The following is a 25421-nucleotide window of genomic DNA, read 5'->3' as shown; positions in this document are numbered from 1 at the left end:
GCGGATCGCCGCGCTAGGAGCGGGCGCTGAGCTGTCGGATCCGGCGCGTGCCGATCCGGATCGTGGGGGGCACGGGGCGGTAGACGCTGCGCCCGATGAAATCCCGGCGCACGACCCGGCCGTCCACGGTGACCACGCGCCAGGTCTTCACGCGGTACCCGGGCTGGGCGGTGCGGGCGACAACTGTGCCCGCGTCGAGTCGGGCGTCGTACTTCCTCACCGGCTCCTGCGGCGGCGGGAGCTCGCGGCGGTCGGTGACGACGACCTCGACCGCCTTGCCTTCCTCCGGCGTCCCGAAGGCCGTGATCGTCAACCGGCGGCCGACGAGCTCGGCCCACAACAGCACGTGGTGTCCGGTGGTGTTCCGGAAGCGGAGGTCCACCTGGTCGTAGACCACGGTGGCGTCCCGCCCCATGGGGAGGTAGGCCACGGGCCGGCTGTGGTTGAGGCGGCTCTCGATGGCGAAGTCGGCCAGCAGGGCGACGTTGAACAGGGTGCTGCTCACCTGGCAGACGCCCCCGCCGTCGCCGGGGACGAGCTCGTCGTCGACCAGCACCGGGGCCTCCCGAAAGCCGCGCTCTGCCGTGCGCGGTCCGACCGCCGCGTTGTAGGAGAAGGTCTCGCCCGGCGCCAGAATCCGGCCCCGGAGGTACCCGGCGGCGAGGGCGACGTTGTGCACACGGTTGGCGTCCCCGGCTACGACGGTGGAGTAGCGGGCCAGTGGGGCGCGGAGCTCCTCCGCCTCCGCGGTGGTGAAGCCCGGCTCGGCCACGGCGACCACGGCCTCCGCCGTCTCCGCCCCGGAGGCGAGGGCCCAGGCGATCTCGCGGACGGTGGCCTCGACGTCGAGGGTCAGCCCCGGACGGCCCGGCCGGACCACGACCACCATGCCGCGCTCTACCGTGACCTGGGCGTCCTGGGGCCGGGGCGCGAGTTCGGCCGCCAGGCCCGCCACCAGACGGCGCAGCGCCCGGCGATCCACGCTGACGCGAAGCGGCACCCGCAGGCCGGAGGAGATCAGGTGCGCCGTCGTTCGGGCCCGCAGCCACCACGGCCCCGCCCGTCCGGCCTGCACCGCCTGGCGGAGGGCCTCCTCGACGTGCACGCGCAGCCCGAGCTCCGCCGCGGTGAGGGTAACCTCATCCGCCGCCAGGCGCAGCGTCAGCGGACGGGTGCGGATCTCGGCCGCCACCTCCTGGAGGAGGTCCGCCGCCTCGGCCTCCGTCAGCCCGCCGACGGCGACATCTTCGATGGAAACTCCGGGGAGGATCCGATCCGGATCGAAAACCCCGGCCTGGGCCAGGGCCAGGGCGGCCCCCAGGCCGAACCCCAGCACGAGAACACCCAGCCCCGCCAGCCCCCGCGTCATCCCCGGGTCCCGAGACCTACGCGCCGTGCGTGCGATCCGACGCTTCCCCCGCGCTCATCTGCCTTACCACCTCATAGAGAAGCACGCCGGCTGCCACGGACACGTTGAGCGAGGAAATCCTCCCCCGCATGGGGAGACGGACCAGTCGGTCGCAGTGTTCCCGGACCAGTCGTGAGATGCCCCGGCCTTCGCCGCCCAGGACGAGGGCCAGGGGCGGGACGAGCGGGGCGCGGTGGTAGAGCTCTCCGGCCCGGGGGTCGGCGCCGACGACCCACAAGCCCGACTCCTTCAGGACCTCGATCGCCCGGACGAGGTTGGTGACGGGAGCCACGGCCACATATTCCACCGCGCCGGCCGAACTGCGCGCGACCGCCGGCGTCAGCCCTGCGGCGCGGTGGCGGGGAATGATCACGCCGTGGACCCCGGCCGCCTCGGCGGTACGGATGATGGCGCCGAGGTTCCGCGGATCCTCCACCCCGTCCAGGACCAGAATGAAAGGCGCCTCGTTGCGTCCGCGCGCCACGGCGAGGATCTGCTCGACGTCGGCGGGAGGGCGGGCGGCGGCCAGGGCGATCACGCCCTGGTGGGAGGCGGATGTCAGCGCATCCAGGCGGTGGGCATCCACCGGCTGCACGACAACGCCCCGACGCCGGGCTTCGCGCACCAGCTCGCGGAGGGCGCTCCCCCGCGCCGTGTGCGCCAGGAGGATCTTCCGAATGGGACGGTCCGCGCGCAGCGCCTCCAGAACGGCCCGTCGTCCCGGAATGACGCCCTCGGCACCCGGGCTCATCTGCCCCCGCGGCCGGCGCCGTCCCGCCTCGTCACCCGCCACCGCGGGCCGGTGGGCAGGTCTTCGACCTGCACGCCCGCTTCAAAGAGGCGGGCGCGGATGCGGTCCGCGGTGGCGAAATCCTTGAGCTGTCGGGCTCGCTCCCGCCCCTCCAGGATGTAGGTCACCTGGTCGATGAACGACGGCCCCGGCGGTGCGGGGAAGAGGTGTGTGGCCTCTTCGTGGAGGGCGGCGGCCAGCGCCCTCACCCGCGCCGGGACCTCGGGGTCGGCCACGTCGGCCTCGATGGCCAGGCCCAGGATGCTCAGCATCCATTCCAGCGCGGCCACGGCCTCGTCCAGTCCCGGCTGCAGCGCGGCGGCGGGAGTTTCGCCTTTCAAGACCCGGTCGGTCTCGCGGTTGAGGACGGCCACCAGATCGAAAACGGCGGCCAGGGCCCCGGAGGTGTTCAGGTCGTCGTCCAGGGCGGCCTCGTACTGCGCCCGGCAGCGCCCTGCGGCCTCGGCCAGGGCCGCGGCGGCCGGACCGGGCGCCGGAGTTCCCCCGCGCCGCCGCACCGTCTCCGCCGACACCAGAGCGGAGCGGATCCGCTCGACGGCGCGCCGGGCGTCTTCGAAGCGGGCCGGGTCATACTCCATCGGTTTGCGGTAGTGGACCGAGACCAGCAGGTAGCGGATGACCTCCGGCGGGTAGTGCGCCAGGGCGTCGGCGATGGCCACGTAGTTGTGCTGGGACTTCGACATCTTCGCCCCGCTGATCTGGAACATGGCGTTGTGGACCCAGTAGCGGGCAAAGGGCGTCCGCCCGGCGTAGGCCTCCGACTGCGCGATCTCGTTCTCGTGGTGCGGGAAGATGAGGTCGTCCCCGCCGCCGTGGATGTCAAAGCCCATCCCCAGGTACTTCAACGACATCGCCGAGCACTCGATGTGCCACCCGGGTCGGCCCGGCCCCCAGGGGCTGTCCCAGCTCGGCTCGTCCGGCTTGGCCCGCTTCCAGAGGACGAAGTCCGCGGGGTGCCGCTTGAACTCGCCCGGTTCGACGCGCGCCCCGGCCCGCAGTTCATCCAGGGTGCGTCGGGAGAGTTTGCCGTAGCCCGGATGCTTCGTCACGTCGAAGTAGACGTCGCCCTCCGCATAGTAGGCGAAGCCGCGCCCCACCAGTCCCTGGATCATCTCGATCATCTCGGGGATGTGCTCTGTGGCGCGGGGCTCGATGTGGGGAGGCAGGATGTTCAGCGCTCGCGCCGCGCGGTGGTACTCCTCGATGTACCGGCTGGTGATGGCCTCGACGGAGACGCCTTCCGCCCGGGCCCGGGCGATGATCTTGTCCTCCACATCGGTGATGTTCTGCACGTGCCTGACGGTGTAGCCCTGCGCCTCCAGGAAGCGGCGGAGGACGTCGAAGACCACCGCGGCGCGCATGTGTCCCAGGTGCGCGCTGTCGTACACCGTCGGGCCGCAGATGTAGATGGCGACGCGGCCCGGTTCGCGGGGCACGAACTCCTCGATCCGTCCGGTCAGCGTGTTGTGCAGGCGCAGCGGCATCGGACTCCTCGCCTAGCGCGGCCGGGGGATCTCGAAGGCGTCCAGTTCCCCGCACAGTTCCCACTGGGTCCGCACCCGCAGGGTCCGGGGGTCGCGCCGCCGGCTCCGGCGCAGGTCAACCGCTCCGTCGTCGGTCACCGCCCGCAGGTACAGCTCCCCGTACTCGTACCGCGTCTCGACGATCTTGACCACCCGGTGGAAACGACCCGCCCGCCAGAAGCCCGTCACGCGCGGATGGACAGCCATGGGCCGCTCGAGTTCGACCGCCACCGGTTCGCTGAGCGCGGCGCGCTCGAGGAACAGCAGCGGCGGCAGCACCGGCTCAGCGTCGGCGCGTGAGCGTGGCCACGGCATAGGCCGCGATGCCCTCCCCTCGTCCCACGGCGCCCAGGCCTTCCGCGGTCGTGGCCTTGATGTTCACCAGGGCGGGATCGATCCCCAGCACCTCGCCGATTCTGGTCCGCATCCGGGGCACGTAGGGAGCCAGCGGCGGGGCTTCGGCCAGGACGACGGCGTCCAGGTGGACCACCCCCCAGCCCGCTTCGGCCACCATCCCGCCCACGCGGGCCAGGAGGAGGGCGCTGTCCGCGTCTCTGTACGCCTCCCGGGGCGGGAAGTGCGTCCCGATGTCGTCCAGACCCGCCGCGCCCAACAGCGCGTCCATCACGGCGTGCAGCAGGACGTCCGCGTCGGAGTGGCCGGCCAGCCCCCGGGGGTGGGGAATCTCAACGCCGCCCAGACGCAGGGGGCGTCCCGGGACCAGCCGGTGGATGTCCATCCCGAAACCGGTCCGCACGCTCATCCCACGACCGCCGAGGTAGCCCTCGGCCAGCAGCAGGTCATCAGGAACAGTGATTTTGATGTTCGTCGGAGAGTCCTCCACCAGGCGGACGGGATGGCCCAGCCGTTCCACCAGCACCGCGTCGTCAGAGCCGCGGAACCCCTCCGCCTCAGCCCGCCGGTGGGCCTCCCGGAGCAGATCCGGCCGAAAGGCCTGCGGGGTATGGGCGAGCCACAGCCCCTCGCGGTCCACCGTGGCCGTCACCCGGCCGTCCTGCACCGCTTTGAGCGTCTCCCGCACGGGAAGGCCCGCCGAGGCGGCCCCTGAGGCCGCGGCGGCGCGGATGACGGCCGCGATGACCTCGGGCTGCACCAGCGGGCGCGCGCCGTCGTGCACCAGCACGACCTCGGGTTCTCCAACCCCGGCCAGCCCGGCGGCCACGGACGCCTGGCGGTCGCTCCCCCCGGCCACGACCGTCGTCGGCAAAGATCCCCGCTCACGGCGGGCCAGTTCCTCCCCCTCCCGCAGACGGTCGGGAGGGACCACCACGACAACCCGCCCGACCTCCGGGCAGCGGGTCACGGCCTGGAGGGTGTGCGCCAGGAGCGGCCGACCGAGCAGGGGGACGAAAGCCTTGCCCCCCGGGGCACCCAGGCGCCGCCCCTGCCCCGCGGCGACGACGATCGCCTCCGCCGGCGGGCCGGTCATCGCCGCTCGGCGGAGGAATGGAGGCCTTCCTTGGGCCGCCCGAAGATCATCCGGCCGGCCACGGTCTGCAACACGCTCGTGACGATGATCTCGGACTTCTCCCCGATGTACTTCTTGCCGCCCTCGACGACGACCATCGTCCCATCGTCGAGATAGCCGACCCCCTGCCCCGCCTCCTTGCCGTCCTTGACGACCTGGACCGTCAGCTCCTCGCCGGGCAGCACGATGGGGCGCAGCGACTGGGACAGCTCGTTGATGTTCAGGACGCGGACCCCCTGCAGCTCGGCCACCTTGTTCAGGTTGAAGTCGTTGGTCACGATCCAGCCGCGCAACTGCTTGGCCATGGCCACCAGCCGGGCGTCCACGTCGAGACCGCCGTCCTTGGGGTCGTCCACGATCTGCACGGCGTCCAGCTCCTGCTGCAGGCGGTGGAGGATGTCGAGCCCGCGGCGGCCGCGGTTCCGGCGCAGCGTGTCCGTGGAATCGGCAATGCGCTGCAGCTCATTCAGCACCGACCGCGGGACCACCAGCGGGCCCTCCAGGAATCCCGCCTTGACGACGTCGGCAATGCGGCCGTCGATCACCACGCTGGTATCGAGGATCTTCGGCACGCCGCGCCAGCGGCTCCGCTCCCGGGGCCCGGGGCGATCCAGACGCAGCAACGCCCCCGCCACTTCCTCACGGCGCTGCATCACCACGTGGAACCCCAGGTAGCCGAAGACCAGGACCGCGGCGAGGAAGAGGTAGACCCCGATCCCCGGAATCCGGGAGAGGGGGTAGCCGACCAGAAAGGCGATGACGAGCCCGCCGGCCAGACCGGCCGCCCCCAGCAGGATGTCGCGCAGCGACACCCGGGCCAGCGCCGACAGGACCCAGCCCATCAGGCGTTCGAACCGCCGCCAGCACCACAGGGCGACCATCGAGCCGAGCAACCCGCCGCCGAGCAGCCCCACGGCGGTCAGGGGGATGCGCAGCGCGGTCAACCGGGGCAGGACGAAGACGATCTCGCTACTGAGTTGTGCTCCGAGCACGGCGCCCAGCACCGCGCCGGCCAGACGGATGATGATCCAAGACATGAGTCCACCCTTCCTATCACTATACCGCATTCGGGGAACGGAGGGCTCCTCCCGCGCGGGGCGGTTTCTTGACAGTGATTTCACGACGTCCGTATAATGCAACTCGCGGTGCGGCCGTCATCTCCCGGGCAGGGCCGCCCACAGGACCTGGGGAGGGAGCGATGAAGGACACCAACGAGATCGCGTTCCAGGACACCGTTTCCCAGTACCTGCTCCGCCACCGCAGTATCCTCGATGTCCAGACCAAACTCGCCGAGACCTCCGCGCGGGTGAACCGCGCGGTGGCCAAAGCGGTGACCACCTGCGGGTGCATTACGATCGCCGCCAGCAAGCAGCGCTACCCGGCGGAGGTGAGCCTGCGCGATCTGCAGCCCTTCATGTCGACGCACCTGCAGGGCGCTCTCTGCGAGCGGTGCCGCGAGGTCGTGGAGACCGAGATCGGGTCGACGCTGTTCTACCTGGCGGCCCTGTGCAGCCTGCTCCAGCTGAACCTCAAAGATATCCTGGCCAAGGAGTACGACCGCGTCAACGCCCTCGGGGTGTTCAACCTGACCTGAATCCCCGGCTCATGGAATGAGCCGGGCCAGCGCGTCGCCGATGCTCTCGGCCGGGACGGCGGTCGTGTCCTCCCGGCCGCGTTCCGCCGCCCCCTGCCGCGGGACGACGACCCGCCGGAATCCCAGCCGTGCCGCCTCCGCCACCCGCCGGTCCAGCTGCGGAACGGCGCGGATTTCCCCGGCCAGACTCACCTCGCCGACGGCCACCGTCGCCTCGTCCACCGGACGGTTCCGGAGACTGCTGACCACGGCCGCCGCGATCGCCAGATCGGCGGCCGGATCGTCCACCGTGACCCCCCCGGCCACGCTCACGTAGACGTCCTGGCCACTCAGCCGGCAGCCGGCCCGCTGCTCCAGCACGGCCAGCAGGAGGACCAGGCGGTTGTAGTCCACGCCCGACACCGTGCGCCGCGGCATCCCGAAGACGGTGGGGGTGACCAGGGCCTGGATCTCCACGAGCAGCGGACGCGACCCCTCCAGCGGGCAGGCCACCGCCGCCCCCGGCGCGGCCTGCGCCGCCCGATGGGAGAGGAACACCGCGGAGGGATTGGCCACCTCGTGCAGCCCGTCGCTGCGCATCTCGAAGACGCCGATCTCGTTCGTCGAGCCGAACCGGTTCTTCGTCGCCCGCAGGATCCGGTAGGCGTGATGCCGGTCGCCCTCAAAGTAGAGGACCGTATCGACGATATGCTCCAGCACCCGCGGTCCGGCGATCTGGCCTTCTTTGGTGACGTGGCCGACCAGCAGGACGGTCGTGCCGGTGGATTTGGCCAGGCGCAACAGGTCGGCCGTGCACTCCCGGACCTGTCCGACGCTCCCCGGTGCGGAGGGGAGGTCGGGTTTGTAGACCGTCTGGATCGAGTCCACGATGAGCACGGCGGGATGGGTCGTGTCGCAGACCTGCGCGATCGCCTCCAGGTTCGTCTCGGCGAAGAGCAACAGGGACGATGCGGCGACGCCCATCCGTTGCCCGCGCAACTTGACCTGGGCGGGAGACTCCTCGCCGCTGACGTAGAGCACCGTCTGTCCGGCGGCGGCGAGCGTACTCCCGACCTGGGTCAGCAGCGTCGACTTCCCGATCCCGGGCTCGCCACCGATGAGGACCAGCGATCCGGGCACCAGGCCGCCGCCCAGCACGCGGTCGAGTTCCTCCATGCCGGTGCCCGTCCGCGGCTCGGAGGCCTCCGGGACCTCGGTCATGGGGATCGGGCCAACGGCCGGCGCCGCGGCCTCCCGCCGGGAGGGCGTGGCGGGGACAGACTCCTCGACGAAGGTGTTCCACTCCCCGCAGCCCGGACAGCGTCCCAGCCACTTGGCGGACGGGTGGCCGCAGGTCTGGCAGACGTACTGCACCCGGGCGCGGGTCATACCTTCCTCTTCGACGACAACGGGCCCGGGATCATGCCGGGCCCTCTCCGCTGGGGACGGGGGTGTTCGGTGTTGCGCTACTCGCCCTTGAGCGCCGGCTCCGGCGTGCGCTTACGCTCGAAGACCAGCCGGCCGTCGCGGGCATCGACGACGACGGTGTCGCCGGAGCTGAAGTTGCCGCGGAGGAGTTCGTCGCTGAGCTGATCCTCGACCAGGCGCTGGATCGCCCGCCGCAGCGGCCGGGCGCCGAAGGTCGGATCGAAGCCTTCCCGCGCCAGCAGCTCCTTCGCCGCGTCGGTGAGCTCGAGCTCCATGTTCTGTCCGCGCAGCTCGCGCTGCACCCGCGCGATGAGGATGTGCACGATCTCCTTGATCTGCTCGCTGGTCAGCGGCCGGAAAATGATGACCTCGTCGATGCGGTTGAGGAACTCCGGCCGGAAGGTGCGGCGCAGCTCCTCGGTGATCCGCTCCTTCATGCGCTCGTAGGCCATCTCCATGGTGGCCTGCTCGCCCCCCGCCGGCCGGAAGCCGATGGCCACCTCCTTCTCCAGCAGCGGCGCGCCCACGTTGCTGGTCATGATGATAACCGTGTTCTTGAAGTCCACGGTGCGACCCTGGGCATCGGTGAGGCGGCCGTCGTCGAGGATCTGGAGCAGGACGTTGAAGATCTCCGGGTGGGCCTTCTCGATCTCGTCGAACAGCACCACCGAGTAGGGGCGGCGGCGGACCTGCTCGCTGAGCTGGCCGCCCTCCTCGTAGCCGACGTAGCCCGGCGGGGAGCCCACCAGGCGGCTGATGGTGTGGCGCTCGCTGTACTCCGACATGTCGATGCGGATCAGCGCGTTCTCGTCGCCGAAGAGGAACTCGGCCAGGGCCCGGGCCAGCTCCGTCTTCCCCACGCCCGTGGGACCGAGGAAGATAAAGGACCCGACGGGCCGGCGAGGATCCTTCAGGCCGGCGCGGGCGCGGCGCACCGCCTTGCTCACGGCACGCACGGCCTCCTCCTGGCCGACGATCCGCTGGTGGATGGACTCCTCCATCCGCAGGAGCTTCTGGCTCTCCTCCTCCACCAGGCGCGTCACCGGGATGCCGGTCCACGAGGAGATGATGTCGGCGATGTCCTCGCCGCTCACCGTGCTGACGTCGCGACGCCCCTTCTCCCGCTTCCAGGAGGACTCCAGTTCTTCCAGCTTCTGGCGCAGGACCCGCTCTTTGTCGCGGAGCTGGGCGGCCCGCTCGAAGTCCTGGCTCTTGATCGCCTCTTCCTTCTCGCGCTTGACCCGCTCCACTTTCTCCACGGCCTGGCGCACTTCTTGCGGCAGGAAGGAGGCCTGGAGGCGGATCTTGCTCGCCGCCTCGTCCATGACGTCGATGGCCTTGTCCGGCAGGAACCGGTCGGAGATATACTTCTCGGCCAGCGTGGCCGCGGCCACCAGGGCCTCGTCGCTGATCGTCACGCCGTGATGGGCCTCGTAGCGCTCGCGCAGGCCCTTGAGGATATCGATGGTCTGCTCCACCGTGGGCTCGGCGACCAGGATGGGCTGGAACCGCCGCTCCAGGGCGGCGTCGCGCTCCACGTACTTGCGGTACTCGTCCAGGGTGGTGGCGCCGATGCACTGGAGCTCGCCGCGGGCCAGGGAGGGCTTGAGGATGTTGCTGGCGTCGATCGCGCCTTCCGCCGCCCCCGCCCCGACCAGGGTGTGCAGCTCGTCCACGAAGAGGATGACCTCGCCCTGGGCCTTGCGGATCTCGTCCATCACCTTCTTCATGCGCTCTTCGAACTCGCCGCGGTACTTGGTCCCGGCCACCAGGGCGGCCAGGTCCAGCTGCACCACGCGCTTGTTGCGCAGCACCTCGGGGACGTCGCCGCGGACGATGCGCTGGGCCAGCCCCTCGGTGATGGCGGTCTTGCCGACCCCGGGCTCGCCGATCAGCGCGGGGTTGTTCTTCGTCCGGCGCGACAGGACCTGGATCACCCGCTCGATCTCCCGCTCCCGCCCGATCACGGGGTCCAGCTTGCCCTCCCGGGCCAGCTTGGTCAGATCGCGGCCGAACTCGTCGAGCGTGGGGGTCTTGCTGGTCTGCTTGGTGTAGGAGGTCGTCCCCTCCTCGCCCAGCAGGTAGACGACCTGGGCGCGAACCCGCTCCAGATCGGCGCCCATCGTCTCCAGGACGCGGGCCGCCACGCCTTCGCCCTCGCGGATCAGCCCCAGCAGCAGGTGCTCGGTGCCGATGTAGTTGTGGCCCAGCCGGCGGGCCTCGTCCAGGGCCAGTTCCAGAACCTTTTTGGCCCGCGGGGTGAAGGCCACTTCCTCGTAGGGCGTGCGCTCGCCCCGGCCGATGGCGCTCTCGATCTCGGCGCGGACGCGGTCCGGAGAGATGTTCAGGCTCTCCAGGACCTTGCTGGCCACCCCTTCGCCCTCGCGGATGATGCCCAGCAGGATGTGCTCGGTCCCTACCGCGCTGTGGTTGAGGCGCTTCGCTTCCTCCTGGGCCAGGATGATGACGCGTCGCGCGCGCTCGGTAAACCGCTCGAACATTGGACCGACCGTCCTCCTCTCCGCGGGGACGAAGGCTGCGTCGTCGGAGGCTCGATTAGCCAGTCATTCGGCCCCGGCGGAGTTCCCTCCTGCCTTGCTCTACGCCGGGCGGCGGGACGGCATTCCCGTCGCCTCCGGTACCATGCTCATCCCGCTTGTTCCCGTGGCCGAGAGGCTCCAGACGGGGGCGCTACGAGGTGACCTGCAGGACACGATAGGCCATCTTCCCCGCCGGTACGGCGACCTCGACCACATCTCCCGCGCGCCGGCCCAACAGGGCGCGACCGACCGGAGATTCGTTGCTGATCCGATCCCGGTCGGGATCGGCCTCGGCGGAGCCCACGATGGTATAGGTGATCTCTTCCCCCGACCCGAGCTCTTGGAGCCGCACGGTGCAACCCACGACGATCGTGTCCGGAGGCGCGTCGTGGTTGTCGACGACCTTCGCCGTGCGCAGCAGCTGATCCAGCTGGAGGATGCGGCCTTCCACAAACGCCTGCTCGTTCTTGGCGTCCTCGTACTCCGCGTTCTCGGAGATGTCGCCGAAGGCCTTGCTGGCCTTGATCCGCTCGGCGATCTCCTTGCGTTTCACGGTCTTGAGGAACTCAAGCTCTTCCTCGAGCTTGCGCAATCCTTCGGGGGTAAGGATGGTGTGCTTCTGATCGTCCGCCATGCTGCGGCTCCCCGCCACCTGAAGAACAAACACCGTAGGCCGAGACCCGGCCTACAGCGCCCTCCGCGCCCGCTATCCGATTCCCGCGCAAAAACACTGAGGGGTCGCCCCCTCAGTGACGCAGAGTATAGCCCAACTCCCAGGACCCGTCAAGAATGAATTGAGGCCGGCCGGCGCCGCGAGGCGGCGATCCGAATGCGCTCCACCTCTTCGTCACCGATCGCCCGTTCAAATCTCCGGAACCCGCTCATCCGGAACCCGTGGCGGCGGGCGAGCAGGGCGATCTCCTCAACCCGCTCCAGGCTGATCTCCTTGCCCAGCGTGAAGTTCTCGTAGCGGCCCTCCAGGGCCAGCAGCATCGTCTCCGCCATGCAGGCCTCGACCATCCGGGGCGGGAAGCCGAAATCGAACCCGAACTCCACCTCGCCCGGCACCTCGATCACCCCGCCGTCGATCACCAGCACATCGTCGCGACGCTCGTACACCAGCCGGCTGACGTTGCGCGGTCGCGCCACGTCGCAGACCACGGCGCCCGGGCGGAGGTCCTCGGGCTCGATCAGCGTATCGGTCGCTGAAGACACCGTGAGCACGATGTCAGCTTCGCGCGCCGCGCGGCGGACCTCTGTCTCCACAGCGACGCTGGCCCGAGCCTGGGGTCGCAGTCGGGCCTGGAGGGCTTCCAGATGCTCGCGCGTGCGCGCCACGAGGACGATCCGCCCGACGGCGCGGGCGAGGACTGCACTGCACGCCGCCCCGATGGAGCCCGTGGCGCCGACGACCGCGGCCGTGGCGTCGGCCGGAGCGATCCCCATCCGCTCCGCGGCCAGCAGGGCGCCTTCCACCGCGGTGGCGGCCGTGTAGCTGTTGCCGGTGGTCACGGCGATGGAGAGGTGGGCGGCCACGGTCAGGCCGCGATCGCCCACGATCTTCGTGAACGCCCCCAGGCCCAGGATCTTCGCCCCCAGCGCCTCCGCCATGCGTCCGGACTGGATGAGCCGGCGGTAGACGAAGGGCAGCGGCGCGGTCATCAGGGTGCGGGGCGTCAGGGGCAACCCGATGAACCATCCTTCCGCCGTGGCGCCGGTCGCGGAGCGGATCCCCGTGATGTGCGAGACCAGCCGGGGCGGCACCCAGGTGAAGACGCGCTCCACCAGCGGCGCCGGCAGCCGGCGGGTGACGGGATACCGGCGGGCGAAATCCTCGATGCGCAGCGGGTGGATGAGGAAGGCGAAGGTCCCGTGGTGGGGAGGGGGCGGGCTCATACCGCAGCCGGCTCGCGGCGCCAGGCCCGGGGAGCCTCCCGGGGGTTCAACTCCTCCATCCGCGGCAGGAACCCCGCGCGCAGCGCCGTCTCCAGATACTCGGCCGGCGTGATCTCCTCGGGGCGCTTCCCGGTGACGGCCACGATCACGCCCTGCAGCACGTTCGTGGCGAAGGACCGCCCGCCCATGTCCGGTCCGTCGGTGATCAGCATCCAGACCCCCCGGCGGCGGAGTTCCTCGACGTCCGTGGGCGTGATGGTCTGCGTGAGCACGATGCGGCCCCGCAGGTCGTCGGGCATGTACCGCCGGATGAGGTGGAAGTCTCCGGCCAGCACCTCCGCCCAGCGGAAGTAGCGCTGATACCTGGGCGTGATCTGCTCCTGCCGCTTCCCCGTGGGATACAGGTACTTGATCGGCAGCCGGCTCAACACCGGCAGCAGGATGGCCGCCAGGACCTGGACCGAGACCAGGGAGCGCAGCGGAATGGGGATCCCGAGGGCGAAGATGAGGTCGCCGAAGATGACCTCCGCCCCGGCCTCAACGAAGGCCTCCGCCATCCCGTACCGATCCACCGAGGAGACCAGGACGACGCGCCGCCCCTTGAAGGACAGGCCCTTCTGCTTCGGCAGGTAGTCGGTGATCAACCACCGCTCCCACGAGGCCTTCAGGCCGCCGCCGTCGACGAAGGGGGTGCGGCGGATGTTGCGCACGAGGCCCGCCGTCTCCCGGATGAGGTACTGGCGGCGCCCGGCGCGCAGGTAGAGGTCGGTCCCGCCCAGGCCCAGGGCGTCCACCTTCCCGTCGAGCTCCTCAAGGAGCCGCCTGGCGCGGGCCACGTCTCCGTCGGTCCCGATGCGCTCGATGACGATGGGCTGGCCCAGGATGGTGGTCTCGAAGCGGTGGTCGCGGGAACTGCTGCCGAGGCTGACCGAGACGACGCGCTTCATCGCCAGGGAGTACTACGGCTCCCCGCCGGGGAGTCCTGCCGGGGAGGAGGCGTCGCCCCGGCCGGGGGGTGCGGCCGGGGCCGCTGGGGGTCGGGCCGCCTCCGGAACCCGGTTGCGCTCGTAGATGATGCGCAGCCCCTCCAGGGTCAGCAGCGGATCGTAGTGATCAAAGCACCGGCACTCCTCGAGCACCACCTCCGCCCAGCCCCCGGTGGCCACCACCGTCGCGCTCCCGCCCAGCTCGGCTTTCATCCGGCGCACGATCTCCTCGACCTGCCCGACGAAGCCGTAGATGATTCCGGCCTGCATCGCCGTCACCGTGGACCGGGCGATGATGCCCCCGGGCTTGACGAGCTCCACGTGGGGCAGCTGCGCGGCATGCTCGGCCAGGGCCCGCACGGAGATGCCCAGGCCGGGGGCGATGGCCCCGCCCAGGAATTCCCCCTTCGCCGAGACGACGGTGTAGTGGGTGGCCGTGCCAAAGTCGACGACGATGGCCGGGCCCCCGTACTTCTCGTAGACGGCCACCGCGTTGCAGATGCGGTCCGCGCCCACCTCCTTGGGATTCTCATAGTGGATGCGCATCCCGGTGCGGACGCCGGGCCCGACGATCAGCGGGACGACGCCGAAGTACCGCCGGCAGAGCCGCTCGAAGACGTCGGTCAGGGGCGGGACGACGCAGGAGATGGCCACCGACTCCACCTGCGCGAACTGCAGCCCGATGTGGCGGAACAGCTCCCGCAGGATCATCGCATACTCGTCGTCGGTCTTCTCGCGGTCGGTGGCGATCCGCCAGTGGAAGAGGAGGTCGGTCCCCCGGTATCCGCCGATCTTGATCTGCGTGTTGTTGATGTTCAGGGCGAGGAGCATCGGCGCCTCAGCCACGCCGGCGGGCCAGCGCCACGGCCCGGTAGACCGGGACGGTGATCGCCACGGCCAGGACCACTTCGGGCAACCCGTGTGTCGCGCCGACGACGAAGGCGGCGCCCGCGGGGAGATAGCCGAAGGCCACGGCCAGGGTGAGCACGCCCACCGTATTGGTCAGCGTTCCGGCCACGGCGGCGGCGGCCGGCGCGGCGTTCTCGCCGCCCAGCAGCCACCAGGCCAGGGCGGCGCCGGCCGCGCCCGCGGCGAGGGGCAGCCAGGCCTGGGCCACGGCCACCGAGGCCACGGCGTGATAGCCGGCGATGAGCCAGCTGGGCTCGATCTTCCCCGCGGCGAAGGCCGCCTCGAAGCGCTGCGCGCCCGGCCCGAGGATGGTGTAGATCGCCGCGCCCAGGACGGCGGCCGAGGTCCCCCGCGCATACCGCCGGTGCAGGGCGGCGAAGACCACAAAGGCCACCACCCCGATCAGGATGCGCGGCCCAAAGGCGATCAGCGGGTTCTTGAAGATCGGGATCGCGCTCCGGGTAAAACTGAAGAACCCGAAGATGGCGCCGACCAGGGCGCCGACGACGGGACCCTCGAGCGTCGCGGCGATGATCACCGGGATGTGCATGGTGGTGGCACTCCCGGCGGGCGTGGGGGCGGGGATGAACCCGATCCAGGGCACCAGGCCCATGACGATGGCCACGGCGCCCAGCGCCGCAGTGATGGTCATTTCCCGCGTGGACAACCGCATCCCCCTCCGCTCCGCGGGAGGGGCAAACGGGCTGTGGGCCATCGATCTCCCTCCGTTCCAGTCTCGACCTGAGTACCGGACGGAGCCTGGTTCGGTGCAGGCTGCGCCGGGTCCGGCCCTCACGGTGCCGGCCTCCTGCTCATCATACCATGGCCCGGACGGGGCTGCCGGTCGGTGGCCCTCTCAGCCCGCCAGTCCCGGCACGCCGCCGGCGCCTCTGGCCAGGCGCACGGCGCGCTTGACCGCTTCGGCCACCGCCTCCACGGCGGCGGTGCCGAGGGAGAGCAGGTGGGACGGGGCCTCGCCGAGGGACAGCGCGAACACAGTGTCACCGTCGTAGAGGGTGTGCACAGGGGAGATCACGCGGGCCAGCCCGTCGTGGGCCACCCGCGCCAGCCAGTTCGTGGCCTCCTTCGACAGGCGCGCGGTGGTGGCAACGACGGCCAGCGTCGTATGCTCGCCGATCCCTCTTCCCGGGGGGAGTTCCATCTGCTGCAGGGTCTTCGCCGTGTCCACGAAACCTGCTCCTCCGGGATCGCGCGCGCCCGCCAGGATCCGGCCGGTGCGGTCGTCCACCACGTCGCCGAAGGCGTTGACCACGACCAGGGCGCCCACGACCGCCCCGCCCGACACCGCCACGCTCCACGTGCCCACCCCGCCTTTCATCGCCCACTCCACGCCGAACACCTTGCCCACCGTGGCGCCGGTTCCGGCCCCCACGCTGCCCTCTTCCACGACGGTGGAAGCCCGCCAGCAGGCCTCGTAGGCCATCTGCGGGGTGGGCCGGGCCCGTCGGTCGCCGATGCGGAGGTCGAAGAGAACGGCGGCGGGAACGATGGGGACGCGCGGCGCCCCCTCCACGCCGGTGTCGAACCCCACGTCTCGCTCCTCCAGGTAGCGCATCACGCCCTCGGCCGCCCCCAGGCCGAAGGCGCTGCCGCCAGTCAACAGGACGGCGTGGACCCGCTGCACCAGATTCATCGGGCGAAGGAGATCGGTTTCGCGCGTTCCCGGCGCAGAGCCGCGGACGTCCACGCCGCCCACGGCACCGGCTTCGGCCAGGACCACGGTGCACCCGGTCAGCGCGGCCTGGTCCGTGGCGTGCCCGACCGCAATCCCGGGGACGTCGGTGATCGCCGGCATCGTCTCACCTCATTCCTCGTCACGGATGGCAACATCGCCGGCGACGATTCGCCGTACGCCGGCAGGGGTCCGCACGATGAGCGCACCGTCTCCGTCGACATCCTCGGCCACCCCCTCCACCGCCTCGGTCCCGGCGATGCGGATACGGCGGCCGAGGGTAACACAACGCGCCCGCCACGGGGCCAGGATCCGGCGGGGGTCGGCGTAGGCGAGGTCCACGCTGCGCTCCACGTGCCACAGCACGGCCTGCACCAGCGGCGGCAGGGGGACGCCCAGGGCCGCGGCCCCGGGCGGCAGATCCGCCGCCGGTGGAGCGGCATTGATCCCGATGCCGGCGACGGCATGGTCTGGGCCCGCCTCGAGCAGGACACCTCCCACCTTACCCTCTTCGGTGACCAGGTCGTTGGGCCACTTCAGCTTCACGGCGATCCCGGAGGCCTCCTCCGCGCCCGCCGCCGCGCCGAGGGCCACGGCCAGCGCCAGCAGGGGCCAGCGTGCCGGCGGCAGCTCCGGGCGCAGTACGACGGAGAGGTACAGACCGCCGGGCGGGGAGGCCCAGGACCGCCCCAGCCGACCGCGGCCCCGCGTCTGCGTCAGCGCCAGAACGGCGGTGCCCTCCGCCGCGCCGTCTTCCGCCAGCCTGCGGGCGAGGTCATTGGTCGAAGGCGCGCTCTCGTAGATGTGCAGCGGTCGACCGAACCGGGCGGTGGGCAGGTCCGGGGCCAGCCGGCGCAGGTCGGCGGCGGTCATGCCCGCTCGCTCAGGGGGAACAGCGTGGGAAGCGCGGACCGCATCGCCATCACGAGCGCGTCCAGGTTGTGCAGGTCGAGGCGGTCGGCGTCGACGGTCAGCACCGGGCACAGCGTGAAGCGCCCGGTCCACTCCCGGTACCGCTCGTCCAGCTGAGCCAGGTACTCGGGACGGATGCCCTGTTCGTAGTCCCGCCCCCGCCGGCGGATCCGCTCCAGCAGCGTGGGGATGGAGGCCTTCAGGTAGATGATCAGGTCGGGCGGGCGGAGGAGCCCCACCATCGTGGTGAACAGCTCGTAGTAGGTGCGGTAGTCGCGCTCGTCCATCAGGCCCTGCAGGTAGAGGTTGCGCGCGAAGATCTCGGCATCCTCGTAGATCGTGCGATCCTGGATCACCGACCCCGGGGCCTCCAGGATCTGACGGTGGTGCTGGAAGCGCTTGCTCAGGAAGAACACCTGGAGTGGAAAGCTCCAGCGGGGCATCTCCCGGTAGAAGTCGGGCAGGTAGGGATTCTCTTCCACGATCTCGTAGTACGGGCGCCATCCCAGCTTCTCGCTGAGCAGCGTGGTGATCGTGGACTTCCCCGAGCCGATGTTGCCGCTCACAGCCACGAACCACTTCATGGAGGCGTCCTCTCCACCGCGTACCGGGCGATCTCTTGCAGGGCCTCCTCGGCGAAGATGTTCACCTGGTCGGTGTCCACCCGCAGCAGCGCCGTGTCGCCAACCTCGGCGAAGAACCGCTCGTACTCCTGGCACAATCGGTCGAGATAGGCCGGCGGAATGGCCCGCTCGAAGGAGCGGTCGCGCTGCAGGATCCGCTGCCGGAGCGTCTCGAGGCTGGCCGTGAGATAGATCACCAGGTCCGGCGGCACCGTCGTCGGCGCCAGGAGGGCGTAGAGCTGTTCGTAGAGGTCCAGTTCGTGTTCCTCCAGGTTCATCCGGGCGAAGAGGCGGTCCTTGGCGAAGAGGTAGTCGCTGACCACGGAGCGGCCGGCCTCACGCCAGGCCCGGATCGACTCCTGCTGCCGGTAGCGGCTGAGCAAAAAGAAGAGCTGCGTCTGAAAGGCGTAGCCCCGGATGTCCCCGTAGAAGTGGCGCAGGAAGGGATTGTCCTCCACGACCTCCAGCACCTCCGCGGCGTCGAGCCGGCCGGCCAGCCGCCGGACCAGCGTGGTCTTTCCCACGCCGATGGGCCCTTCCACCGCGATGTAGACGCCCGGCGGACGCCTCTCCTCCAGCAGCGGCCGCTGCCGGGTCTGGGGCGGGCGATACTGCAGACCTGAAACCATCACGGGATCCGGATCGCGTCCTGATCCGCCACCGCGTCCAGGAAGTCGCGCAACGGGCGGCCGTCGGGGAGCGTCGCCTCCGGGGCGATCTCCAGCAACGGCCGCAGAACGAAGGCCCGCTCCGTCATCCGCGGATGGGGAAGGATGAGCGACGGCGTGGCCCGGGTCACCCCCTCGTACAGGAGGAGATCGATGTCGATGGGACGCGGCCCCCAGCGCTCGGTGCGCACCCGGCCCAGCGAGCGCTCGATGCGCTGGCAGAGCTCCAGCAGCTCCTCCGGAGACAGCGCCGTGTCCACTTCCACGACGAGGTTGAGGAAGCGCGGCTGCCGGGTGTGTCCCACCGGCGCCGTATCGTAGAAGGCGGAGCGCCGGAGGACCGTCACCCCTCCCGCCTCCAGGGTGCGCAGCGCCTTGGCGATCGCCTCCCTGCGGTCTCCCAGATTGGCGCCCAGGGAGAGGAAGGCCCGACCGCTCATCGCCGGCGGGTAATCTCCACCGCGGAGAATGCCACCGGGCCGGCCAGTCTGACCGAAGGCTTGCGCAGCCGGACCGTGACCGCCTCCACACGGTCCAGGGCCAGGAGGCGTTCGGCGATCTCCTCGGCGAGGGTCTCCAGCAGCTGTCGCGGCGGCCCTTCCAGGACGGCCTTCGCCGCCTCATAGGCCCGGCGATAGTCCACCGTCTGGGCCGGATCGTCGGACCGGCCGGCGGCGCGCAGGTCCACCGCCATCTCGACGTCCACCAGGAACTCCTGCCCGCGCCGGCGCTCCTCGGGGAGGACGCCATGGTAGGCGAAGAACCGCATCCCGGCCAGCGTGATCCGATCCGTCATCGCCGCTCACGCAGCGCCCCGCAGACCTCGTCGCGCAGGCGCGCCGCCTCCCGGCCCAGGGCCTCCGCGTCGGCCTGGAGCCCCGCCGCCAGGGTCGCGTCCTTGATGGCGGCGGCGTTGATCCGGACGTTGTGGAGCGCCCCGTGCACGGCCGCGTAGGCCAGCAGGGCACCCACGGCCACGTCGCTCACCGCGTTGGGGTTGCCGGTGCGGGCCAGGTCGGGCAACAACCGAAACACCCGCATCGTCTCCTCCATGACCCGCAGAGGTACCTCCGCCGCCCGCGGCAGCGCGGCCTGCACGGCGGCCTGGCGGGCCTGCTTCTGCTCCTCGGTGGCGCGCGGCAGACGCAGCGCCCGCATCACCGCCTCGAAGGCCTCGGCATCCTGCGCGGTCAGATCGAGCAGGACATCGCGCGCCCGATCGGCGGTCTGGGCGGTGCGGAGGAAGGCGTCATCGTCCCCGCCCTTCCCCGCGGAGAGACGGGCCACCATGGCCCCCAGCGCGGCGGCCAGCGCCCCGGCCAGGGCCGCGGCCGCTCCGCCTCCCGGCGTGGGGTCGGCCGACGCCAGGCGCTCCAGGAACGCCCCGATCGTCATCTCCCGCATCACGTCACCACCCGGCCGCGCTTGATCACGGCGTAGACCGGATTCGTCCCGAAGGCCATGGCCAGCTCCCGGTAGTCGGTGAGGTCGAGGATGACGGCGTCGGCGGCCTTGCCCACCTCGAGACTCCCCACCTCTTCCGCCATCCTGATGGCGTGGGCGGCGTTGATGGTGGCGGCCACGATCGCCTCGGCGGGGTCCAGCTTCATCCCCACGCAGGCCAGGGCGATGACCGCGGGCATGGACCAGGTGGGGCTGGTGCCGGGGTTGAAGTCCGTGGCCAGCGCCACCGCCACGCCCAGCTCGATCATCCGTCTGGCCCGGGCGTAGGGCAGCCCCAGGAAGAACGCCGTTCCCGGCAACAGCACCGCCATCGTCCCCGTCGCGGCCATCGCGGACAGGCCGTCGTCCGAGGCGTAGAGCAGATGGTCGGCGGAGACCGCCCCCACCGACGCGGCGAGGGAGGCCCCGCCCAGATCCGACAGCTCGTCGGCATGGATCTTCAGGTCCAGCCCGGCGTCGGCCCCGGCCAGCAGGATGGCGCGGGCCTGCGCGGGCGCGAAGGCCCCCCGCTCGCAGAAAACGTCGCAGAAGTCGGCAAGGTCCTCGTCGACGACGGCGGGGATCATCTCCTCGATCACGAGGTACACGTACCCGTCGGGATCGGTCCGATACTCCGGCGGCACGGCATGGGCCCCCAGGAAGGTCGGGATGACGTCCACCTCGTGGAAGGCGGTCACCCGGTGGATCGCCCGCAGGATCTTCAGCTCGTCGTCCACGCTCAGCCCGTAGCCGCTCTTCGCCTCCACCGTCGTCGTCCCCAGGCGCAGCATCCGATCCAGCCGGCCCCGGGCCAGCGCCACCAGGTCGTCCTCGGAGGCCTGCCGCGTGGCCCGCATCGTGGCGAGGATGCCTCCGCCCTGCTCGACGATCTCCTGGTAACTGGCTCCGCGCAGACGCAGGACGAACTCATCGGCGCGGGAGCCGGCAAAGATCAGGTGCGTGTGGGGATCGACCCACCCGGGCAGGACGACCCGCCCCCCGGCGTCAATCCGCCGGCCCTCCGGGGTCAGCGCCACCTCGTCGAGGACGCGGGCCACCGGTCCGACGGAGACGATCTCCCCCTCACAGGCGGCGAGGGCGCCGTCCCGCACGAGACCCAGGTCGCGCAGCGTCGCCCCGGTGCGGGGCCATCCGTTGGGGCCGGCCAGGGTGAGCAGCTGCCCGGCGTTGACGATGAGGAGGTCGGCCGGCAGTTTCACTCCATCAGCTTGGCTTCCAGGATCTGCGCCCGGTCGAACCCGCGCAGGCGAAGGTAGTGACGGGCGACGTCGGCGACCGCATCGAGCGGGATGAGTCCGACGACCTCGCTCTCCAGGATGTCGGCGCCGTAGCGCGACGCCTCCACGCGCACCAGTTCGAAGGCCCGGTGGACGGGTGTCGTCGTGTGGTCGAGGAGATTCATGGACACCTGCGCCTGGCCGGACGCGGCCCGGACTCCCATGGCCTGCACGTTCACCAGCCCGCCGCTGCTCTCACGGACGGCCCGGGCGATCCGGCGGGCCACCTCGACGTCGGTGGTGGTCAGGTTGATGTTGTAGGCGATGAGGGGCCGGCGGGCTCCGACCACGGTCACCCCCGCGGTGGGGTGGGGTACCGGCTCCCCGACATCGGGCGCCCAGAGGGGGTCGGCGAGCTTCTCTTTCAGGCCCTCGTACTCCCCTTTGCGGATCTCCGGCAACCGCTTCCGCTCCGGCCGCAGGGCGGCCTCGGCGTAGAAGTAGACGGGAAGGCGCAGGCGCTCCCAGATCTCTCGGCCCAGCGCCCGCGCCGCGGCCACACACTCCTCCATGGAGACACCGGCGATCGGCACCAGCGGAATCACATCCACCGCCCCGATACGGGGATGCTCGCCCTGGTGCCGGTTCATGTCGATGAGCTCGACGGCGCGGGCCGCGGCGGCCAGCGCCGCGGCCCGCACCGCCTCCAGGTCGCCGACGAAGGAGAGCACACAGCGGTTGTGGCTGGGGTCGGCCTGGACGTCCAGCAGCCGCACCCCCGCCGTATCGCGGACCGCCCCGGCCAGCGCCTGGACGATCTCCTCCCGCCGGCCCTCGCTGAAATTCGGCACGCACTCCACGATCCGCGCCACGACCCACCTCGTCCCGACCGTTGCTTGTTCTTCGCTGCGCAGGGCTTCTCCTCGACAGGAGGGCGCCGGACGGGCACAGAAGGAGCGATGCCGTGTCCCCGATGCGATCGCCGGGCCGCCCGTCGAGCCAGGAGCGGGACGACCGGCTGAGCCGCTTCCTTGCGCTCATCCTCCGCCACAAGCCCGAGAGCGTGGGGATCACGCTCGATGCCGCAGGATTCGTCGAACTCGAGATGCTGGCCGCCGCGATCGCCGGTCAACCCGGGTGGGCCTGGGTCACCGCCGAAGCCATCCGCCGGCTGGCCGGGCGAGACGTCCGCCGCTACGAACTGGTCGAAGGACGCATCCGGGCCCGCTACGGGCACACCGTCCCCATCGAGACGCCGGGGACTCCCGTGGTACCGCCCGAGTGGCTGTACCACGGCGCGCCGGCGGCGCTGCTCGACCACCTGCGCACGGTGGGGCTGCATCCTCAGGACCGCCAGTTCGTGCACCTCTCGGCGACGCGGCAGGAGGCGCTGGTGGTCGCCCGCCGGCACAGCGCCGACGCCGTGGTCATCACGGTGCTGGCGCGCCGGGCCGCCGAGGCCGGCGTCACCTTCTACCAGGCCGGCCCCTCCCTCTACCTGACCCGCAGCGTGCCGCCGGAGTTCCTCCGTCTTCCCAACCCCGAGGAGAGCGCATAGACTGGTCTCATGCTGGCTGAGGCCCTGGTCGCCGACGTCCTGGCCCGCGCGCGGAGAGGCGGCGCCTCCTTCGCCGAACTCTACGTGGAGCGGTGGAAACGCCGCGCGCTGCGGGTGCTCAACGGCGAGGTCAAGGAGGCGACCAGCGGCCGCGAGTACGGCGCCGGCCTGCGTCTCTTCTACGGCACCGAGGTGGCCTACGCCTACACGAACGACCTCACGCCTCAGGGGCTGCATGATGCCGTGGAGTATCTTGTTCGGGCCAAGGGTACCGCCGGTCGGGTGGACCACCGCGGGGCCGGCGGGGTGGACTTCCGCAGGGCCGCGGCCGCGGGACTGCACCTGCCGCAGGTGCCGCATGACGACCAGCCCAGACGGTACCGTCTGGATCGGCTGCGCGAGGCCGACGCGGGGGCACGGGTGGCCCCGGAGATCGTCCAGGTCGAGGGCACCCTGCAGGAGTGGGAGCAGGATGTCCTGGTGGCCAACTCCGACGGCACCTGGACGGAAGACCATCGGGTCCGCACCCGCCTCTCCGTCACGGCCATCGCGCAGGATGGCCGGACCGTCCAGACGGGGGTGGCCTGGGAAGGGTTGAGCGTCGGGCTCGAGCTCTTCGACCACCATCCGCCCCGGGAGGTGGGACGACGTGCAGGGACGCAGGCCCTGACCAATCTGCGGGCGCACCCGGCGCCGGCCGGAACGATGCCGGTGGTCCTGGGCAACGGCTTCGGCGGCGTGATCTTCCACGAAGCCGTGGGGCACCTGCTGGAGACCACCTCCGTGGCCAAGAAGGCCTCGGTCCTTTCGGAGATGATCGGAGAGCAGGTGGCCAGCCCGGTCGTGACCTATGTCGACGACGGCACGATCCCCCACGGCTGGGGCAGCAGCGAGTTCGACGACGAGGGCGCCCCGACACAGCGGACGGTCCTGATCGAGCGCGGCGTGCTGAAGAGCTACATGGTGGACCGCTGGGGGTCGTTGCTCACCGGGTACGCCCCAACCGGGTCGGGGCGCCGCCAGGACTACACCTTCGCCCCCACCTCCCGGATGCGGAACACCTTCATCACCGCGGGCGACACGCCGCTGGAGGCGTTGTTCCGGCAGGTGGACGACGGGCTCTACGCCAGGGCCTTTCGCGGCGGTCAGGTGAGGCCCGGCTCCGGAGAGTACAACTTCGGCGTGCAGGAGGCGTATCGGATCCGCCGCGGACAGATCGCGGAGCCTGTGCGGGGCGCCATGCTGGTCGGGAAGGGTCCGGAGACACTGCGGCGGATCGTCGCCGTCTCCACGGATCTGCGGACCGGATCGGGGATGTGCGGCAGCCTCTCCGGGTCCATCCCCGCGGAGGTCGGGCAACCCCATGTGCTGGTCTCGGAGCTCGTGGTCGGAGGCGAGAGCACGTGACGCCGGAAGAGGCCCGCCGCTACGTCCTGGCCAGAGCCCGGGAACGCGGCGTGGCCGCGGAGGTGCTGGCTGAGCTCGGCCGGGAGCTCACCGCCCGCGCCCACCAGCGACGGCTGGAGCAGCTCACCCAGGCGGTGCGGGGCGGAGTCGGCGTGCGTGTCGTGGTCGCCGGCCGGACCGGATACGCCTACAGCGAGGAACTCACGCCCGAGGCCCTGGACTGGATGCTGCAGGAGGCCATCGACAACGCCGGCCTGCAGTCCGAGACGGGCGGGTTCCTCCCTGCTGGCCGGGCCACCCCGCACAGGAACCTGGTCGGCCAGGCCCTGCAGGGGTCGCTGGAGGCCAAGATCCAGATGGCGATCGGCCTGGAGAGCACGATCCGCGAGGACGCCCGGGTGAAGCAGGTCCTCTACGCCTCCTACGCCGAGCGAGAGTGGGAGGTCGCCGTCGCCTCGACGGAGGGCGCGGAGGGATCGTACCGGCGCGGCGTCGCCGGGCTGATTGCCTCCCTGGTGATGCAGGACGGCGCCAGCCGCAAGCAGGGGTTCGACGACGAGTGGGCCACGGGCGTCGCCGCGCTGGAGCCGGGCCGGACGGCCCTGGAGATGACGGAGCGCACCGGCCGGTTGCTCGGGGCGAAACCGCTGCCCACGGGGAAGTACCGGGCGTATCTGGAGCCGAAGGCCGCGGCGGCGCTGCTGGCCGCCTTCAGCCCGATGTGGAACGGCAAGCAGGTCGCGGAGGGCAAGAGCCCGCTGGCCGGACGGCTCGGCGAAGCGATCGCTTCGCCCCTGCTGACCCTGATCGACGATCCCCTGCTGCCGGACGGACTGGCCAGCCGCCCCGTGGATGCGGAGGGCACCCCGGCGCAGAAAACGGTGCTGGTCCAGAGCGGCGTGCTCACCTCCTACCTGACGAACTCGGAGACGGCCCGGACGCTCGGGCTGCAGAACACCGGCCACGCCTGGCGCACCTACCGCGGCATCCTGGGGGTGGCCCCGAGCAACCTGTACGTCGCACCGGGTCAGGGCGTGACCCTCGCCGACGGCGTTATCGTGTCCGAGGTGATGGGGGTGCACGCCGGCACGAATCCGATCACCGGCGAATTCTCCGTTCAGGCGCTCGGGCTGCGGGTGGAGGACGGTGCGATCGCCTATCCGGTCGAGAACTTCGCGATCGCCGGAAGCTTCCTCGCGCTCATGCGCCAGATCACCGCCCTGGGGTCGGAGCTGAAGTGGGAGTACGCCGGACGGATCGCCTACGGCGTGCCCATGATCGAGGTATCGGAGCTGACCTTCGCCGGGGCCTGACCG

General features: G+C 71.0%; 26 protein-coding genes. 4 read left to right on the top strand and 22 right to left on the bottom strand.

What is annotated here, in order from left to right; all coding sequences use genetic code 11:
• Positions 1-13: 13 nt before the first annotated feature.
• The 6 genes from QN141_10150 to QN141_10125 are packed head-to-tail and all read right to left on the bottom strand — an operon-like array spanning position 14 to position 6268.
• Positions 14-1369, bottom strand: a complete 1356-nt coding sequence (locus QN141_10150; GenBank protein ID MDR7558837.1) for a VanW family protein — start codon at positions 1367-1369, stop codon at positions 14-16.
• A gap of 16 nt (positions 1370-1385) precedes the next feature.
• The gene (gene rlmB / locus QN141_10145) at positions 1386-2159 is read right to left on the bottom strand and encodes a 23S rRNA (guanosine(2251)-2'-O)-methyltransferase RlmB (protein ID MDR7558836.1); all 774 of its coding nucleotides are present in this window, start codon (positions 2157-2159) and stop codon (positions 1386-1388) included.
• A complete protein-coding gene (gene cysS, locus QN141_10140) occupies positions 2156-3703 on the bottom strand; it encodes a cysteine--tRNA ligase (protein ID MDR7558835.1) in 1548 nt (515 codons plus the stop codon). The genes rlmB and cysS overlap by 4 nt, the downstream gene beginning before the upstream one ends.
• A 12-nt stretch (positions 3704-3715) precedes the next feature.
• Positions 3716-4057, bottom strand: a complete 342-nt coding sequence (locus tag QN141_10135) for a hypothetical protein (GenBank protein ID MDR7558834.1) — start codon at positions 4055-4057, stop codon at positions 3716-3718.
• The gene (gene ispD, locus QN141_10130) at positions 4026-5192 is read right to left on the bottom strand and encodes a 2-C-methyl-D-erythritol 4-phosphate cytidylyltransferase (protein ID MDR7558833.1); all 1167 of its coding nucleotides are present in this window, start codon (positions 5190-5192) and stop codon (positions 4026-4028) included. The genes QN141_10135 and ispD overlap by 32 nt, the downstream gene beginning before the upstream one ends.
• Positions 5189-6268, bottom strand: coding sequence for a TRAM domain-containing protein (locus QN141_10125; protein ID MDR7558832.1), 1080 nt, complete (start codon positions 6266-6268; stop codon positions 5189-5191). The genes ispD and QN141_10125 overlap by 4 nt, the downstream gene beginning before the upstream one ends.
• A gap of 161 nt (positions 6269-6429) precedes the next feature.
• Between QN141_10125 and QN141_10120 the strand changes: the two genes are divergently transcribed.
• The gene (locus QN141_10120) at positions 6430-6825 is read left to right on the top strand and encodes a DUF1573 domain-containing protein (protein ID MDR7558831.1); all 396 of its coding nucleotides are present in this window, start codon (positions 6430-6432) and stop codon (positions 6823-6825) included.
• Positions 6826-6834: 9 nt separating this feature from the next.
• Here the strand turns inward: QN141_10120 and radA are convergent, their stop codons facing one another.
• The 16 genes from radA to ftcD form a co-directional block, all read right to left on the bottom strand.
• A complete protein-coding gene (radA, locus tag QN141_10115; protein ID MDR7558830.1) occupies positions 6835-8193 on the bottom strand; it encodes a DNA repair protein RadA in 1359 nt (452 codons plus the stop codon).
• A 77-nt stretch (positions 8194-8270) separates the two neighbouring features.
• Positions 8271-10733, bottom strand: a complete 2463-nt coding sequence (locus QN141_10110; protein MDR7558829.1) for an ATP-dependent Clp protease ATP-binding subunit — start codon at positions 10731-10733, stop codon at positions 8271-8273.
• Positions 10734-10923: 190 nt separating this feature from the next.
• Complete coding sequence (gene greA, locus QN141_10105) at positions 10924-11406, bottom strand: transcription elongation factor GreA (GenBank protein MDR7558828.1); 483 nt, start codon at positions 11404-11406, stop codon at positions 10924-10926.
• 149 nt (positions 11407-11555) lie between these two features.
• Positions 11556-12668 carry a shikimate dehydrogenase gene (locus QN141_10100; protein MDR7558827.1) on the bottom strand — a complete coding sequence of 371 codons (1113 nt, stop codon included), beginning with the start codon at positions 12666-12668 and terminating at the stop codon, positions 11556-11558.
• The gene (locus QN141_10095) at positions 12665-13615 is read right to left on the bottom strand and encodes a quinate 5-dehydrogenase (GenBank protein MDR7558826.1); all 951 of its coding nucleotides are present in this window, start codon (positions 13613-13615) and stop codon (positions 12665-12667) included. The genes QN141_10100 and QN141_10095 overlap by 4 nt, the downstream gene beginning before the upstream one ends.
• Before the next feature lie 12 nt (positions 13616-13627).
• On the bottom strand, positions 13628-14485 hold the full coding sequence (locus QN141_10090) for a type III pantothenate kinase (protein MDR7558825.1): 858 nt from the start codon (positions 14483-14485) through the stop codon (positions 13628-13630).
• Positions 14486-14492: 7 nt separating this feature from the next.
• Complete coding sequence (locus QN141_10085; protein ID MDR7558824.1) at positions 14493-15236, bottom strand: ECF transporter S component; 744 nt, start codon at positions 15234-15236, stop codon at positions 14493-14495.
• Positions 15237-15419: 183 nt separating this feature from the next.
• Positions 15420-16379, bottom strand: coding sequence for a P1 family peptidase (locus QN141_10080; GenBank protein ID MDR7558823.1), 960 nt, complete (start codon positions 16377-16379; stop codon positions 15420-15422).
• Between the two features lie 9 nt (positions 16380-16388).
• A complete protein-coding gene (locus QN141_10075) occupies positions 16389-17129 on the bottom strand; it encodes a biotin--[acetyl-CoA-carboxylase] ligase (GenBank protein MDR7558822.1) in 741 nt (246 codons plus the stop codon).
• Positions 17126-17752 (bottom strand): deoxynucleoside kinase, encoded by a 627-nt coding sequence (locus QN141_10070; GenBank protein MDR7558821.1) that lies wholly within the window; start codon positions 17750-17752, stop codon positions 17126-17128. The genes QN141_10075 and QN141_10070 overlap by 4 nt, the downstream gene beginning before the upstream one ends.
• Entirely contained in the window at positions 17749-18420 is a 672-nt protein-coding gene (locus QN141_10065) for a deoxynucleoside kinase (GenBank protein MDR7558820.1), read from the bottom strand. The genes QN141_10070 and QN141_10065 overlap by 4 nt, the downstream gene beginning before the upstream one ends.
• Positions 18420-18899, bottom strand: coding sequence for a 2-amino-4-hydroxy-6-hydroxymethyldihydropteridine diphosphokinase (folK, locus tag QN141_10060; GenBank protein ID MDR7558819.1), 480 nt, complete (start codon positions 18897-18899; stop codon positions 18420-18422). The genes QN141_10065 and folK overlap by 1 nt, the downstream gene beginning before the upstream one ends.
• A complete protein-coding gene (gene folB / locus QN141_10055) occupies positions 18896-19255 on the bottom strand; it encodes a dihydroneopterin aldolase (protein MDR7558818.1) in 360 nt (119 codons plus the stop codon). Before folB ends, folK begins: the two co-directional genes overlap by 4 nt.
• The gene (locus tag QN141_10050; protein MDR7558817.1) at positions 19252-19863 is read right to left on the bottom strand and encodes a cyclodeaminase/cyclohydrolase family protein; all 612 of its coding nucleotides are present in this window, start codon (positions 19861-19863) and stop codon (positions 19252-19254) included. The genes folB and QN141_10050 overlap by 4 nt, the downstream gene beginning before the upstream one ends.
• Positions 19863-21122, bottom strand: a complete 1260-nt coding sequence (gene hutI / locus QN141_10045; GenBank protein MDR7558816.1) for an imidazolonepropionase — start codon at positions 21120-21122, stop codon at positions 19863-19865. The genes QN141_10050 and hutI overlap by 1 nt, the downstream gene beginning before the upstream one ends.
• Positions 21119-22012 carry a glutamate formimidoyltransferase gene (gene ftcD, locus QN141_10040; protein ID MDR7558815.1) on the bottom strand — a complete coding sequence of 298 codons (894 nt, stop codon included), beginning with the start codon at positions 22010-22012 and terminating at the stop codon, positions 21119-21121. The genes hutI and ftcD overlap by 4 nt, the downstream gene beginning before the upstream one ends.
• A gap of 101 nt (positions 22013-22113) precedes the next feature.
• On the opposite strand from ftcD, the gene QN141_10035 reads away from it, so the two are divergent.
• Genes QN141_10035 through QN141_10025 form a run of 3 tightly spaced genes read left to right on the top strand, consistent with a single transcriptional unit; the run spans position 22114 to position 25418 of the window.
• Positions 22114-22698 (top strand): RNA 2'-phosphotransferase, encoded by a 585-nt coding sequence (locus tag QN141_10035; protein ID MDR7558814.1) that lies wholly within the window; start codon positions 22114-22116, stop codon positions 22696-22698.
• Positions 22699-22707: 9 nt separating this feature from the next.
• Positions 22708-24105 (top strand): TldD/PmbA family protein, encoded by a 1398-nt coding sequence (locus tag QN141_10030; protein MDR7558813.1) that lies wholly within the window; start codon positions 22708-22710, stop codon positions 24103-24105.
• A complete protein-coding gene (locus tag QN141_10025) occupies positions 24102-25418 on the top strand; it encodes a metallopeptidase TldD-related protein (protein ID MDR7558812.1) in 1317 nt (438 codons plus the stop codon). Before QN141_10030 ends, QN141_10025 begins: the two co-directional genes overlap by 4 nt.
• Positions 25419-25421 lie beyond the last annotated feature (3 nt).

The organism is Armatimonadota bacterium, assembly GCA_031459765.1.
GTDB lineage: Bacteria > Sysuimicrobiota > Sysuimicrobiia > Sysuimicrobiales > Kaftiobacteriaceae > Kaftiobacterium > Kaftiobacterium secundum.
This window is presented reverse-complemented; position numbering and strand designations above follow the sequence as displayed.